Consider the following 16,144-nt stretch of genomic DNA (forward strand, 5'->3'; position numbering starts at 1 on the left):
TATCCTCCGTAACTGTTAATGTCATATCATTCATTATAATTAACTTTTTATAAATTGTATACCTTATATGATGAAAACGATTTAAATATTTTTAAAAGTGAGTCTGTGCTTGTGTATAATGGTATAAGTATGTTAAATTAGTACCTGATAATAACAACAGATTATAAGAAGGTGTCAATATAATGGATATTGGTATAAAAGGTTTTGGTGCATATGCGCCTAAACGCGTGGTAAAAAATGAACATTTTGAAAGTTATTTAGATACATCAGATGAATGGATTACAAAAATGACAGGTATAAAAGAAAGACGTTTTGCTGATGATACTGAAGATACAAGTGATTTGGCATACGAAGCTGCGGTAAGAGCGATTGAAGATTCAGGTCTAGATAAAGAAGAAATCGAAATGATTATCGTAGCAACGTCAACAGGGGATAAACCATTTCCAACTGTAGCTACAACGTTACAGAAAAGATTAGGTTTAAATAAAGTACCTTCTATGGATCAACTTGCTGCATGTACTGGTTTTATTTATGGTATAGTAACTGCACAACAATTTGTACAATCTGGTCTTTATAAAAATGTATTAGTAGTTGGTGCTGATAAACTAACGAAAATTACAGATATGAATGACAGAAGTACAGCTATATTATTTGGAGATGGTGCTGGCGCAGCTATCATTGGCGAAGTATCAGAAGGTAAAGGTATACTAAGTGTTGAGCTTGGTTCAGATGGTAATGGTGGACCACACCTATATCAAGATATGGATGCTAATACAATCCAAATGAATGGACGAGAAGTCTTTAAGTTTGCAGTTAGAATTATGGGTGAAGCTTCTACTAAAGCAGTAGAAAAAGCAGGTCTACAATCAGATGACATCGATATGTTTGTACCACATCAAGCGAATATTAGAATTATGGAATCTGCTCGTGAAAGATTAGGTATTTCTAAAGAGAAGATGAGTGTAACTGTAGATAGATACGGGAATACATCTGCAGCTTCAATACCCTTAAGTATTGCATATGAATTAGAACAAGGTAAAATAAAAGATAACGATACAATAGTCCTAGTTGGATTTGGTGGCGGACTGACTTGGGGTGCCATAACGTTACGCTGGGGTAAATAGGAGGAAATTGGATAATGACAGAGAAAAAACGTGTTGTAATGACTGGTTTAGGTACATTAAATCCTTTAGGAAATGACGTGCCTACAACTTGGGAAAATGCAATTAACGGTAAAAACGGCATAGACGAAGTAACAAGGATTGATGTTTCTGAATTTCCAGCTAAATTAGCGGGTGAATTGAAAGACTTCAATATTGATGATCATATTCCGAAAAAAGATGCTCGTAAAATGGACAGATTCACGCAATATGCAATTGTTGCTGCGCGTGAAGCTTTAAAAGATTCTAAATATGAAATTACAGATGAAAATAGTCATCGTGTAGGTGTTTGGATTGGTTCAGGTATTGGTGGTATGGAAACATTCGAATACTCACACAATATGCTTTTAAAACGTGGTCCAAAACGTGTAAGTCCTTTCTTCGTACCAATGATGATTCCAGATATGGCAACTGGTCAAGTATCTATAGATATAGGCGCTAAAGGACCAAATGGTTGTACAGTTACGGCTTGTGCAACAGGTACAAACTCTATAGGAGATGCATTTAAAATCATCCAACGTGGTGATGCTGATGTTATGTTAGCTGGTGGTACAGAGGCACCTATAACAGAAATGGCTATTGCAGGTTTCAGTGCGAATAAAGCATTATCTACAAATCCTGACAAAAATACAGCTTGTCGTCCTTTCCAAGAAGGAAGAGATGGCTTTATCATGGGTGAAGGTGCTGGTGTAGTTGTATTAGAATCATTAGAATCAGCTGAAGCACGTGGTGCACATATTTATGCTGAGGTTGTAGGATATGGATCAACTGGGGATGCATTCCATATAACAGCTCCATCTCCAAATGGAGAAGGCGGTGCTCGTGCAATGCAAGCAGCCATTAAAGATGCTGGTATTAATCCAGAAGATATCCAATATTTAAATGCACACGGTACAAGTACACCAATTGGTGATTTATATGAAGTATTAGCTATTAAATCTACTTTCGGTGATGCAGCTAAGAACTTAAAAATAAGTTCAACTAAATCAATGATGGGTCATTTACTTGGTGCAACTGGTGCAGTTGAATCAATCTTAACGGCTTTATCAATTGAAAATAGTATTGTCGCTCCGACAATTAATGCAAACACACCAGATCCAGAAATCGATTTAGACTATACGCCTAATGAAGCGGCTAAATTAGATATTGAGTACGCTATGAGTAACAGCTTAGGCTTTGGTGGACATAATGCAGTATTAGTCTTCAAAAAATATCAAAAATAGATCATAAAAATAAAGCAGAAATACCAATGGAAAGTTGGTGTTTCTGCTTTTTATTTTAAAAAATATTAAACGATAAACCCTAGAAAGATTGAGATAATAAAAAATAATGTACTTAATACGACAAAAGGTAATACCCAGTTATGTATTGTTCTTTCTTTTAAATGTAGTTCTTTCATATTTGGATTCATGATTTCATCGTCTTTCAAATAATCTTGTGACGCTTTAGACTTCATATGAAAATTAAACTTCCGAACTGCTTGTCTAGAAACTTCTCCAACGCCATCTTGTTTCATCGCAACAATCCAACTAGCTGCAAAAGCAATTGTCATGATGTAAAAGTATATATTAGCTGCTTGATCTAGGTCTTTTAAAAAGATAAGACAAAGGACAGCGAATAGGCCAATATAACCTATAGTAAAAATACCCCAAAATTTCATTATTACCTACCTCTTATCATTAGATTTAAGTGTATTATAACAGATTAGAAAAAAATATTTATGTTTTGTGGAACTTAATAAAAAAATAAGTGTAATTTTACTTATGTATAATTATTGTATGTGACTACATAGTAAATGACTGAAAATTAGAAAAAATAGGTAATTAGTAAACATTTGTTGTATATTTATGCTAATAAAGTGTATATCGATATCGCGTTGTCGCTTTATCGTAATAAAATAATCTACTATTTTGAACACTTTCATATTCAAAATTCTGAATATTCGTGTTGATTTACATTGTATAAATTCTGTATAATGTATATAAATATTTCTGAATATTAAAAGAAATATGAATTCGATAAGGGGATTGGAGGCAAAACAATGGTTAGATATACTTTGAAACGTATTATTTATATGTTCATATCATTGTTTTTAATTATGACGATAACATTTTTCTTAATGAAATTGTTACCGGGTTCACCGTACAACGATGAGAAATTATCAGAAGAGCAGAAGGTTATTATAAATGAAAAGTATGGTCTGAATGATCCTGTACCAGTACAATACGCGAACTATTTAAAAAATGTCGCGAAAGGTGATTTTGGTATTTCATTCCAATACGATAACAGAGAGGTTTGGAGTTTAATTAAACCTAGACTTGGACCATCTGTAGAAATGGGTACATATGCGATGATTTTAGGAACTATTACTGGTTTATTATTAGGTATAGTTGCTGCAATCAGGCAAAACACAATAGTAGACTATGGGGCTACCTTCCTATCGGTGATATTTATTTCAGTTCCATCATTCGTTCTAGCTGTACTACTACAATATGTATTTGCTGTTGAATGGCAAATCTTCCCTGTAGCAGGTTGGAGTGGATTTATGACTGCTGTATTACCATCAATTGCGTTAGCAGCAGGTGTAACAGCAACAATTGCTCGTTATATTCGTTCTGAAATGATTGAGGTCCTAAGTTCTGATTACATAGAATTAGCAAGAGCTAAGGGGATGTCAAGTGCACGTGTTATCTTTGGACATGCAGTACGTAATGGATTAATTCCAATCATTACGATTATAGTTCCAATGTTAGCAGGTATCTTAACAGGTACTTTGACAATTGAAAATATATTCGGCGTTCCTGGTCTAGGTGACCAATTCGTTCGATCAATTCAAACAAATGACTATCCAGTCATTATGGCTTTAACATTACTATTCAGTTTCTTATTTATTATTTCAATCTTTTTAGTTGATGTACTTTACGGATTAGTAGATCCAAGAATCCGTGTTGAAGGAGGTAAAAAATAATGGCTAATAATGATGATAACAAGTTAAATAATAGCGGTTATGATAACGCCTCTGTTACACACTCAACACAAGGTATGCCAGCAGAAAGCTTCGTATTACATGGTAGAGATAAAGTAGTAGAAGAAAAATTCGAAAGAAAAAGTCGTACATTCTGGCAAGATGCTTGGAAACAACTTGTAGGGAATAGACTAGCGATTGTTGGTTTAATATTCCTTATCTTACTGACAGTTATTTCTTTAGTAGGACCATTAATGAATGATCATAAATTTAGTGATCAAAACGTTTCACATGCGAACTTACCACCGAAAATTCCAGTATTAGATAAAGTTCCGTTCTTACCATTTGATGGTACAGATAGAGATGGTTTTGACTTATATGAAAGTCAAAACGTTCAAGAAAATTACTGGTTCGGTACAGATGAACTTGGACGTGACTTATGGACACGTACTTGGAGAGGTACACAAGTATCCTTATTCATCGGTCTTGTAGCAGCAGCTCTAGATATCTTTATCGGTGTCATTTACGGTGCTGTATCAGGTTACTTCGGAGGAAGAATAGATGATATTTTACAACGTATCGTAGAAATACTTTCTTCTATTCCAAACTTAATCGTCGTAATTTTATTCGTATTACTATTTGATCCATCTATATGGACAATTATTTTAGCCATGTCTGTAACAGGTTGGCTCGGTATGAGTCGTATTGTACGTGGACAATTCTTGAAAATTAAAGAACAAGAATTCGTAATGGCATCTAGAACATTAGGGGTTTCTAACTTTAAATTAATCTTTAAACATATTTTACCGAATACACTTGGCCCAATTATTGTAACGTCTATGTTTACAGTTCCAAGTGCAATTTTCTTCGAAGCATTCTTAAGCTTCATTGGATTAGGTATTCCAGCACCACAAGCATCACTAGGTTCATTAGTTGATACAGGTAGAAAAATGTTGCTGATTTACCCACATGAATTATTCGTACCAGCAACAGTATTAAGTTTATTAATCTTATTCTTCTACTTATTCAGTGATGGTTTAAGAGATGCGTTTGACCCTAAAATGCGTAAATAAGGAGGAAATTAATTATGGCTAAGAGAATATTAGAAGTAAATAACTTACATGTTTCCTTCGACATTGACGCGGGGGAAGTACAAGCAGTAAGAGGTGTAGACTTTTATTTAGATAAAGGGGAAACACTTGCAATAGTTGGTGAATCAGGTTCAGGTAAATCTGTTACGACTAAAGCATTAACACGTTTATTGCCTAGAAAAGTAGGTAGAATTAAAGACGGTTCTATCTTATTTGACGGGAAAGATATTGCAAAATTAAGCGAAAAAGAAATGCAGAAAATTCGTGGTAAAGAGATCGGTATGATATTCCAAGATCCTATGACTTCACTCAATCCAACAATGAAAATTGGTAAGCAAGTCATGGAACCACTTATTAAGCATCAAAAATTATCTAAACAAGATGCGAAAAAGCGCGCATTAGATATTTTAAATTTAGTAGGTTTACCGAAAGCAAAAGAAAGGTTTAATAACTATCCTCACCAATTCTCAGGTGGTCAAAGACAAAGGATTGTTATTGCGACAGCATTAGCTTGTGACCCTAAAATCTTAATTGCGGATGAACCTACAACAGCATTAGACGTAACGATTCAAGCACAAATCTTAGAATTAATGAAAGAATTACAACATAAAATAGATACTTCTATTATCTTTATTACACATGACTTAGGTGTGGTAGCAAACGTGGCAGATAGAGTAGCAGTTATGTATGGTGGACAAATAGTAGAAACAGGTTCTGTTGATGAAATTTTCTATAATCCTAAACATCCATACACATGGGGCTTACTATCATCAATGCCAAGTTTAGAAACATCTCATGAAACAGAGCTTTTGGCTATACCTGGTACACCACCAGATTTAATCAAGCCACCTGTTGGAGATGCTTTTGCTAGACGTAGTGAATATGCCTTAGATATTGACTTTAAGGAAGAGCCACCTTGGTTCCAAATTTCACCTACACACTTTGTGAAGTCATGGTTGTTAGATGAAAGAGCACCTAAAGTAGAATTACCAGAAGCTGTTAAATTAAAACAAAAAGCAACACCAGATCAATTTGACAAGCCAAAACGTGTAGAAAGGGTGACGTTCTAATGGCTGATAAAAAAGAAGTACTGATTGATGTTCAAAATTTAAAGCAATATTTCAACGTAGGTAAGAAAAATGAGGTAAGAGCGGTAGATGACATCTCATTTCAAATCTTTAAAGGTGAAACATTAGGTTTAGTTGGTGAGTCTGGTTGTGGTAAATCCACAACAGGACGCACACTTATTAAACTATATGATGCAACTGACGGGAAAGTCATCTTTGATAACGTTGATATACAAAATATCAAAAAGCGTAAAGACTTATTACGATTTAATCGTCGTATGCAAATGATTTTCCAAGATCCATATGCATCGTTAAATCCACGTCTTAAAGTTATGGATATTATTGCTGAAGGTTTAGATGTTCACAAACTCGTTTCAAGTAAAGAAGAAAGAAAAAAACGTGTTTACGAATTACTTGAAACAGTTGGTTTAAATAAAGAGCATGCGAATAGATATCCACATGAGTTCTCTGGTGGACAAAGACAAAGGTTAGGAATTGCGCGTGCACTAGCTGTTGAACCAGAATTCATTATTGCAGATGAACCTATCTCTGCACTTGACGTTTCGATTCAAGCACAAGTTGTTAACTTAATGCAAAAGCTACAAGATGAAAAAGGTATTACGTTCTTATTCATCGCGCATGATTTATCAATGGTTAAATATATTTCAGATAGAATCGGTGTAATGTACTTTGGTAAATTGGTTGAACTTGGACCATCTGACCAAATTTATAAGCATCCTCAACATGAATATACTAAATCATTGTTATCAGCGATTCCATTACCAGATCCTGATTCTGAACGAACAAGAACAAGATCTTCATATAATCCAGATATACATAAATATGAAGACGACGACAAACTAGAATTAAGAGAAGTAGGTCCGGATCACTTTGTATATTGTTCTGAAAAAGAATTTGCTGAGAAGAAAGCCAACTATAATAAAGACTTTGATTTAACTGAAGCATAAATTATAGTTTTTTAATCTAGGTTAATCGCATTTTAACAATTGTTTGAAAATTGTGTGAATTTTTGTTGTTATTCATGCATTTTTAAAATATAATTATAATAACTCTTCTGATTACTCAGGGGAAAGAAAACAAGGGGGAAAAGCTATATGAGGAAGAAGATTTCGGTTTTATTGTCAATACTCGTTGCAGCTGTTTTAACGTTAGCAGCATGTAGTGGTGGCGGTTCTAAAAGTGACGAAGGTGGTAAAGGCGGCGTTAAGAGCGAAAAATCTGAAAACGTCTTAAACTTATCTTCATCATCAGATATTCCAACTATGGATTCATCTTTAGCAACAGACCAAGTATCATTCTTTACGTTTAACCAAACTTTAGAAGGATTATATGTATTAGATAAAGATGATAATCCTGCACCAGGTGTTGCAAAAGCAGATCCTGAAAAATCTGCAGACGGTAAAACTTGGACTATCAAATTAAGAGACAATGCAAAATGGTCAAATGGTGATCCAGTAACAGCGCATGACTTCGTTTATGCTTGGCAAAGAACTGTTGATCCAGACACAGCTGCAGAATATGCATACATGTTTGAAAACATCGAGAATGCTAAAGACATCACTGCAGGTAAGAAAAAACCTGAAGAATTAGGTGTTAAAGCAATTGATGATCATACTTTAGAAGTTAAATTAATTAAAGACGTTCCGTGGATGCAAAGTCTATTTGCTTTCGGTTCATTCATGCCTCAAAACGAAAAATTCGTTGAGAAGCAAGGTAAGAAATTCGGGACTACTGCTGATGCTACATTATCAAACGGTCCATTCATCATGAAAGAATGGAAAACTGAAGATAACTGGAAGCTTGTACCAAACAAAGAATATTGGGATAAAGACAAAGTTAAACTTAAAGAAGTTAACTATAAAGTTGTAAAAGAAGTACAAACAGCTATTAACATGTACCAAACTGGTAAATTAGATACTGTTGGATTAGATGCTTCAAACGTTACAAAATACAAAGATAGAGAAGACTTCTCTACTCAATTAAACTCTTCTAACTATTTCTTTAGAATTAACAAAACTAAGAATAAAGATTTAGCAAATGAAGATTTAAGAAAAGCATTCGCAAAATCTATTGATAAAGAACAATATGTTAAATCATTATTAAATAATGGTTCTGTTCCTTCAGATAAATTAATGGTTAAAGATTTCGTTAAAGATGAAGACGGTAAAGACTACATCGATGGCGTTAAATCTCCATTAAATTATGACAAAGAGGAAGCTAAGAAATTATTAGAAAAAGCTAAAAAAGCAACTGGTAAAGATAAATTCAACATCGAGTTATTAACTTATGATGCTGATGAATCTAAAAAAGCAGCTGAGTTCGTTAAAGAGCAAGTTGAGAAAAACTTACCAGGTGTAACTTTAAAAATCAAACAACAACCTTTCAAACAAAAATTAGCATTAGAATCTAAAGGCGATTATGACATTTCATTTGCTGGTTGGGGTCCTGACTATCCAGACTCAACTACATTCTTAGATTTATTTAAGAAAAATAGTCCACATAACCAAACAGGATATTCAAATGATGAGTACGATAAAGCATTAGAAGAAGCTAATTCTGATGAAATGTTAAAAGATGAAAATAGTGAAAAACGTACTAAATTATTACAAGATGCTGAAACTAAATTCTTAGACTCAGCTTCAATTGGGCCACTTTACCAACAAGGTGTTGCACGTTTACGTCAACCTTACGTTAAAAACTGGCAACCACATAAATTCGGTGGAGACTACTCACTTAAAGAAGTAGAAATCGCTGGAGCTAAATAAAAGTGAATGAAAGCAATCAATGGAAACATTGATTGCTTTTCTTTATATATTCAAGATGTTTGACACAATAATGAGGAGGCGCATTAAAAATGAAAAAGTATAAAGTCATATTTATGATAGTTGTCTCATTGATGCTTATTATGTCAGCGTGTAGTAATGATAAAGATGAAAAAGGCAGTAATATTAAACAATCCAAATCTAAAAATGAGCTTAATTTATCATCAGGGGATGATATACCAACTATGGATCCATCATTAGCAGCTGACCAAGTTTCATTTACAACTTTTGCTCAAACGCTAGAAGGCTTATATGTATTAGATAAAAATGACAAACCTATACCAGGCGTTGCAAAAGATAAACCTAAAAAGTCTAGCGATGGGAAAACATGGACAATTGAATTAAGAGATAACGCAAAATGGTCTAACGGAGATCCAGTAACTGCACATGACTTCGTATATGCATGGCAAAGATCAGTGGACCCAGATACAGCTGCAGAATTTGCCTATATGTTTGAAAATATAGAGAATGCAAAAGACATTACGCAAGGTGAAAAAAAGCCTGAAGAATTAGGTGTTAAAGCGATTGATGATCATACGCTTCAAATTAAACTCATTAAAGATGTGCCTTGGATGGAAAGTTTATTAGCATTCGGTTCATACATGCCTCAAAATGAAAAGTTTGTTAAAAAGCAAGGTGACAAATTTGGAACAACAGCTAAGACAACATTATCTAATGGACCATATAAATTAACAGAGTGGAAACCAGAAGATAAATGGAAGCTTGAAAAGAACGATGAATATTGGGATAAAGATAAAGTCAAAGTTCAAGACGTGAACGTTAAAGTAGTTAAAAATACGCAAACAGCCATTAATATGTATCAAACAGGTAAGTTAGACATGGTTGGTTTAGATGCGCAAAACATAAAAAAATATAAAGACAGAGAAGATTTTTCTACTGAAGCAACATCAGGAAGTTACTTCTTTAGAATTAATAAAGAGAAAAATGAGAATTTAAAAAATGAAGATTTAAGAAAAGCAATTGCGAAATCAATCGATAAGAAATCATATGTGAATTCGTTGTTGAATAATGGATCTAAACCATTAGATACATTAATGATTAAAGACTTTGTGAAAGATAGCGATGATAAAGATTATACAGAAGGTGTGAAATCGTCACTGAGCTATAATAAAAAAGAAGCAAAAGAACATCTTGAACAAGCGAAAAAAGACTTAGGTAAAGATAAATTTACAATTGAATTGCTAACGTATGATGAAGATGAATCTAAAAAAGCAGGAGAATTTGTCAAAGAACAAGTAGAGAAAAATTTACCTGGTGTTACTTTAAAAATTAAACAACAACCATTTAAACAAAAACTCGCACTTGAGTCTAAAAAAGACTTTGATATTTCATTTGCAGGTTGGTTCCCAGATTATCCAGATCCAACAACATTCTTAGATTTATTTACGTCTGATTCACCGCATAACCAAACAGGATATGCTAACAAAGCATATGATAAAGCATTAGAAGAAGCCAATTCAGATGAAATGTTGAAACCAGAAAATAGCGATAAACGTATTAAAGCATTACAAGATGCAGAATCAGAATTTTTAGATTCAGCATCCATATCTCCATTATTCCAAACAGGGTCTGCAAGATTGAGACAACCATATATTAAAAATTGGCAAAACCATAAATACGGTGGAGATTACACATTAAAAGGTGTCGAAATAGAAGGCGCTAAATAAATTAATTTAAAAGGGATATAAAAACCATTTGTGTATGGATTTTATATCCCTATTTATTTTGTAAATTTTTAACACTTTATTGATACTGAAATAGACTTTATATATAATTAAACTAAATAAAGTCAGAAAATTCACGCTTTTAAAAGCTAATTGGAGGGAACTATGAATCAACTTAATTCTTTTCTTGTATTTAATTTAAAATCGATATTGAAAGATAGGATTACTTTAGTTTGGACGCTAATTTTTCCGATTCTAATGATTATCATTAATTTTTCAGTTTATCAAAATAGTGTCAAGACTATTGAAGATAAGGAAATATTATTAGTTCAATTTTGGTCATTTATGACAATCCTGATATTACTTAATGGCATTGCAGTTGAAATTGCAAATATTAGAGAAGTTGGCGCACTGAAAAGTTATGTTATGTTGGCAGGGTCCAAGTATCCATTTATATTGGCAATATTAGTATCTCAAATCTTAATTTTATCTATAAGCATAAGTGTTATATCCATTCTATTTATGGCTTTATTTAAACTCTTTAGTTTGAAAATTTTATTATATGCCTTTATTTATATACTTTTAATCATTCCTATATCATTTATATTCTTAGTAGTAACGTCATTGCCTTTTAAAGCAAGTTCTATCGCTACTATTTCAACGATACTTTCAATTGCATTATTTTACATTGTCAATATGCAACTCTTTGGATTGGAATGGATTAATCCGTTACATTTCCTTTATAAATTAGGGGAATTGATTGTTCTTGGTTTTAATCATTTTAGCATGATGATTCCTATAATCTACGTACTTTATGTCGTAATTGGTTTATATGCACTTATAAAATTAGATATTAATTCTAAAATTATTAGATAAGGATGAGTTACATGTACTATGTAAAAAATTTAAAATATACATACAAAAATAGTGATAAAGCTGTACTTTCAAATATTTCGTTTGATCTAAAACGAGACAGATTAAATGTATTAATAGGTATGAATGGAGCTGGTAAAACAACTTTATTCGATTGTATAACGAATCATTTAAAAGCAGAATGCGATGAAATCAATATGCCGAAATTGAATGATATTTCATTTCTTACACAATATAATTATTACGCACCAAATAATACTGGAGAAGACCTTATAAAGTTATTTTTAGGCATTATTCCTAAGGATGAAAAAAAGAAGTTCAAAGATCATTTTTATAAAGGTTTATCCAACATCGAAAAAGAGAAATATGATCATTTATTAAAAATGAAAATAGGGAAGATGTCATTTGGAGAAACTAAATGGCTGTTAACAGTGATTTTTTCAAACTTGGATAGAAAGCTGTTCTTATTTGACGAACCAACGAGTGGTGTTGATCCAGTATCTAGGAAAATGATAATGGAAAAATTACAGTCATTAATACATAAAGGTAAAATTTGTCTATTAGCCACTCATCAATTACAAGATTTAGTTCATTTAAATCCACATATCATATTTATAGATCATGGAGAAATCGTATATGAAGGAAACTATGACAAGTGGTTAGAATTAAATCATACTCAAAATCCAGATGTGGCTTTTGAAAATACTATAGGTATAAATAATTACTAGTTTTCCTCTTAATTTTAATTTGTAAAATATTATTGCTATCAACTTGATAACTTATGTTGCGACATAAACAAATTAACATTATAATTGAAGAAAGTTCAGAAATGACTGAATTTTCAAAAATTGAATAAGGGGAAATGTTTATGAAAAACAAACATGCAAGGTGGAGTTTTTTAGTTTTTCTGTCGATAATTTTACTTTTATCGGCATGTAGTGGTGGAAACGGAAAGGATAAAAGTGGCGGTTCTGCAGGGGATGGTAAAAAGTTACGATTAATTTCTATTTCGGATATTCCATCAATGGATTCATCTTTAGCAACTGATGCTGTGTCTTTTGATGCATTAAATAATACGATGGAAGGGTTGTATAAGTTAGATAAAAATGACAAAGCAATTCCGGGTATTGCAAAGGGTGATCCTAAAAAGTCTAAAGACGGTTTGACTTGGACGATTGAATTAAGAGATGCAAAGTGGTCGAATGGAGATGAAGTTACTGCACATGATTTCGTATATGCTTGGCGTAAATTAGTTGATCCAAAGACTGCTTCTGAATATGCATTTATTATGTTTGATATTGAAAATGCTGAAGATATTAATAAAGGTGACAAGAAACCTGAAGAATTAGGTGTTAAAGCGATTGATGATAAGACATTAGAAATTAAACTTAATCGTGAATTACCTTATTACCAAGAATTATTGTCATTTGGTTCATTTTTACCGCAAAATGAAAAATTCGTAAAAGAAAAAGGCGATAAATACGGTACAACTGCTGAAGATACACTATACAATGGACCATTTACGTTATCTGACTGGAAGACAGAAGATAATTATACTTTAACTAAGAACAAAGAATATTGGGATAAAGGTAATGTGAAACTAGATAGTGTGAATTTTAAAGTTGTTAAAGAACCTCAAACAGCTCTAAACATGTATAATGCAGGGGATGTAGATGAGGCACTTATCCCAGCTGAAAATGTTAAGAAATATGAAAAAGATAAAGCTTATAACACAGAACTTGAATCAAGAGTTTACTTTATGAGAATGAATCAAAAAGATGTACCTGAATTCAAAAATAAAGATTTAAGAATGGCAATTGCGCAATCAATTGATAGAGAACAATATGTTAAGAGTAATTTAAACAATGGTTCTAAAGCAGCAAACTCATTAGTACCTACAGAATTCGTAAAGGATACTAAAGGAGAAGACTATACTAAAGGTGTTAAATCAGATAATAAATTCAATAAAGCAGAAGCTAAGAAACATTTAGAAGCTGCTAAGAAAGAACTTGGTAAAGATGAATTTACTTTTGAATTATTAACGTATGACCAAGATAACGCTAAAAAAGATGCTGAATACTTTAAAGAGCAAATTGAGCAAAACTTACCAGGCGTGACAATTAAAGTTAAACAACAGCCTTACAAGCAAAAATTAAAACTAGAAGCGAACATGGATTATCAAATTTCATTCGGTAGATGGGGTCCTGATTACCCAGATGCTATGACATTCTTAGAATTATTTACAAGCGATAATGTGATGAATGAAACTGGTTGGAAAAACAAAGAATATGATAGCAAAATTAATGATGCGGGAGATAAATTGTTAGATAAAGAACAAGAACGTGTTGAAGCTATGCAAGATGCTGAATCATTATTGTTAGATGAAGCGGTTATTGTGCCTATTTATCAACAAGGTAATGCAAGATTAACGCAAAGTTATGTGAAAGATATTGAAAGACATAAGTTTGGTGGAGATACAGATTTAAAACATGCTTATGTTCAAAAGTAACAAATAGGTAGTTTAACTAAATATAAACTTAGGGGATGAGTTACATGTCGAAAATATTTAAAGTTTTAACAATGATGTTGGCAGCTGTACTCGTATTGAGTGCATGTTCATCGGGTGGCGGAAGTAAAGGCAAGAGTGACGAAACATTAGATTTACAAATCAATGGTGATATACCCACGATGGATTCAGCTATGGCAACAGATGGTTTATCATTTGATATGTTCTTCCAAACAATGGAAGGTCTCTACACATTAGATAAAGATGATAAAGCAATACCAGCAGTAGCAAAAGGTGATCCGAAAATTACGAACGATGGTAAGAAGTGGACGATTAAATTAAGAGATGATGCAAAATGGTCAAATGGGGATCCAGTAACGGCACATGATTTTGTCTTTGCTTGGAGAAAAGTTGTAGACCCAGATACTGCATCTGAATATGCATATATCTTATACGATATTAAAAATGCAGAAGAAATTAATTCAGGTGACAAAAAGCCTGAAGAACTTGGTGTTAAAGCCGTAGATGATCATACATTAGAATTTGAACTAACGAAATCATTACCATACTATAAAGAATTATTGTCATTCGGTACATTTATGCCACAAAATGAAAAATTCGTTAAAAAACAAGGTGACAAGTATGGTACAACAGTCAAAACAACTTTATATAATGGACCATTCAAAATGACTGAATGGAAAACAGATGATAAAGTTACGTTAGAAAAAAATGATGATTACTGGGATAAAGATAAAGTTAAATTAAACAAAGTAAACTACAAAGTCGTTAAAGAAGCTTCAACAGCTGTAAACTTATATGAAACGAATAAATTAGATATTGTAGATTTACCAGCAGAACAAGTTAAGAAATATAAAGATGATAAAGCATTTAATACAGAATTAGATACTGTAACGTATTACTTCAAATTAAATGAAGATACAGTACCTGAATTCAAGAATGAAGACTTTAGATTAGCATTTGCTAAAGCAATTGATAAAGAAGCATACGTGAAAAATAACTTGAATAACGGATCTATTCCAACAGATAACTTTGTACCGAAAGACTTTGTTAAAGACAGTAAAGGTAAAGAATATCAAGATGGCGTGAAAAATACGAACCAATATAATGTTAAAGAAGCAAAAGAACATTATGAAAAAGCTAAAAAAGCATTAGGTAAAGACAAATTTACAATTGAGCTGATGACTTATGATAAAGACACAGCTAAACGAGATGCTGAATACTTTAAAGAACAATTAGAGAAAAATTTAGATGGAGTTACAATTAAAATTAAACAACAACCATTTAAACAAAAACTTGATCTTGTTTCAAAAGGTGAATATGAAATGTCACTAGAAAACTGGATTCCAGACTATCCAGATCCAATGACATTCTTAGAACTTTATGTAACAGACGGTTCTCATAATAATACTGGCTGGTCTAATAAAGAGTATGACAGTATTATTAAAGCAGCAGACTCATCATTAGCAAGCGACCCTGACAAACGACTTTCAGAATTACAAAGAGCTGAAGGTATGTTATTAAATGAAGCGGGTATTGTACCACTTTATCAAGTCGGTGTAGCACAACTTCAAAAACCTAACGTTAAAAATGTAGTGAACCACCAATTCGGAGGCGTTTCTACATTAAAAGAAGCTTATATTGAAAAATAGACATTAAAGAAGCAGTAGAAATTCACTTAAATGTGAGTTTCTACTGCTTTTTATAGGTTGGAGATGAAATTGGTAGTTGGGCACGCACGAAGACTGAGAGATATCGTGCGCTAAGGTACAAAATAGGGGTGAAACGCACGAAGACTAAGAGATATCGTGCGCTAAGGTACAAAATAGGGGTGAAACGCACGAAGACTGAGAGATATCGTGCGCTAAGGTACAAAATCAGGGTGAAACGCACGAAGACTAAGAAATATCGTGCGTTATGATAACCAAATATAATC

At 32.7% G+C, this 16,144-nt stretch carries 13 protein-coding genes; 12 read left to right on the forward strand and 1 reads right to left on the reverse strand.

Features of this window, described 5'->3' with window-relative positions:
• The first annotated feature begins 182 nt into the window (after nucleotides 1-182).
• Nucleotides 183-1,124, forward strand: a complete 942-nt coding sequence (locus tag LQ679_RS07895; protein WP_037588870.1) for a beta-ketoacyl-ACP synthase III — start codon at nucleotides 183-185, stop codon at nucleotides 1,122-1,124.
• A 14-nt stretch (nucleotides 1,125-1,138) separates the two neighbouring features.
• Nucleotides 1,139-2,383, forward strand: coding sequence for a beta-ketoacyl-ACP synthase II (gene fabF, locus LQ679_RS07900; RefSeq protein WP_239762374.1), 1,245 nt, complete (start codon nucleotides 1,139-1,141; stop codon nucleotides 2,381-2,383).
• A 65-nt stretch (nucleotides 2,384-2,448) separates the two neighbouring features.
• Here the strand turns inward: fabF and LQ679_RS07905 are convergent, their stop codons facing one another.
• Entirely contained in the window at nucleotides 2,449-2,820 is a 372-nt protein-coding gene (locus tag LQ679_RS07905; protein WP_025905685.1) for a DUF3899 domain-containing protein, read from the reverse strand.
• 381 nt (nucleotides 2,821-3,201) lie between these two features.
• On the opposite strand from LQ679_RS07905, the gene opp3b reads away from it, so the two are divergent.
• The 10 genes from opp3b to LQ679_RS07955 all read left to right on the forward strand — a co-directional run bounded on the left by opp3b (nucleotide 3,202) and on the right by LQ679_RS07955 (nucleotide 15,860).
• Entirely contained in the window at nucleotides 3,202-4,128 is a 927-nt protein-coding gene (opp3b, locus tag LQ679_RS07910; protein WP_025905684.1) for an oligopeptide ABC transporter permease, read from the forward strand.
• Entirely contained in the window at nucleotides 4,128-5,198 is a 1,071-nt protein-coding gene (gene opp3C / locus LQ679_RS07915) for an oligopeptide ABC transporter permease (protein WP_037588872.1), read from the forward strand. Before opp3b ends, opp3C begins: the two co-directional genes overlap by 1 nt.
• A 14-nt stretch (nucleotides 5,199-5,212) precedes the next feature.
• A complete protein-coding gene (locus LQ679_RS07920; protein WP_037588873.1) occupies nucleotides 5,213-6,286 on the forward strand; it encodes an ABC transporter ATP-binding protein in 1,074 nt (357 codons plus the stop codon).
• Entirely contained in the window at nucleotides 6,286-7,251 is a 966-nt protein-coding gene (locus LQ679_RS07925; RefSeq protein WP_025905681.1) for an ABC transporter ATP-binding protein, read from the forward strand. The genes LQ679_RS07920 and LQ679_RS07925 overlap by 1 nt, the downstream gene beginning before the upstream one ends.
• Before the next feature lie 147 nt (nucleotides 7,252-7,398).
• Nucleotides 7,399-9,069 (forward strand): peptide ABC transporter substrate-binding protein, encoded by a 1,671-nt coding sequence (locus LQ679_RS07930; RefSeq protein WP_037588875.1) that lies wholly within the window; start codon nucleotides 7,399-7,401, stop codon nucleotides 9,067-9,069.
• 89 nt (nucleotides 9,070-9,158) lie between these two features.
• The gene (locus LQ679_RS07935; protein WP_159315236.1) at nucleotides 9,159-10,814 is read left to right on the forward strand and encodes a peptide ABC transporter substrate-binding protein; all 1,656 of its coding nucleotides are present in this window, start codon (nucleotides 9,159-9,161) and stop codon (nucleotides 10,812-10,814) included.
• Nucleotides 10,815-10,976: 162 nt separating this feature from the next.
• The gene (locus tag LQ679_RS07940) at nucleotides 10,977-11,687 is read left to right on the forward strand and encodes a hypothetical protein (protein WP_204258326.1); all 711 of its coding nucleotides are present in this window, start codon (nucleotides 10,977-10,979) and stop codon (nucleotides 11,685-11,687) included.
• A gap of 11 nt (nucleotides 11,688-11,698) precedes the next feature.
• On the forward strand, nucleotides 11,699-12,412 hold the full coding sequence (locus LQ679_RS07945) for an ATP-binding cassette domain-containing protein (RefSeq protein ID WP_159315234.1): 714 nt from the start codon (nucleotides 11,699-11,701) through the stop codon (nucleotides 12,410-12,412).
• Between the two features lie 140 nt (nucleotides 12,413-12,552).
• Nucleotides 12,553-14,193: a peptide ABC transporter substrate-binding protein gene (locus tag LQ679_RS07950; RefSeq protein ID WP_159315233.1), complete on the forward strand. Its 1,641-nt coding sequence runs from the start codon at nucleotides 12,553-12,555 to the stop codon at nucleotides 14,191-14,193.
• Between the two features lie 44 nt (nucleotides 14,194-14,237).
• The gene (locus LQ679_RS07955) at nucleotides 14,238-15,860 is read left to right on the forward strand and encodes a peptide ABC transporter substrate-binding protein (protein ID WP_025905675.1); all 1,623 of its coding nucleotides are present in this window, start codon (nucleotides 14,238-14,240) and stop codon (nucleotides 15,858-15,860) included.
• The last annotated feature ends 284 nt before the right edge of the window (nucleotides 15,861-16,144 follow it).

The sequence above is a fragment of the Mammaliicoccus sp. I-M35 genome (genome assembly GCF_022386455.1).
GTDB lineage: Bacteria > Bacillota > Bacilli > Staphylococcales > Staphylococcaceae > Mammaliicoccus > Mammaliicoccus sciuri_A.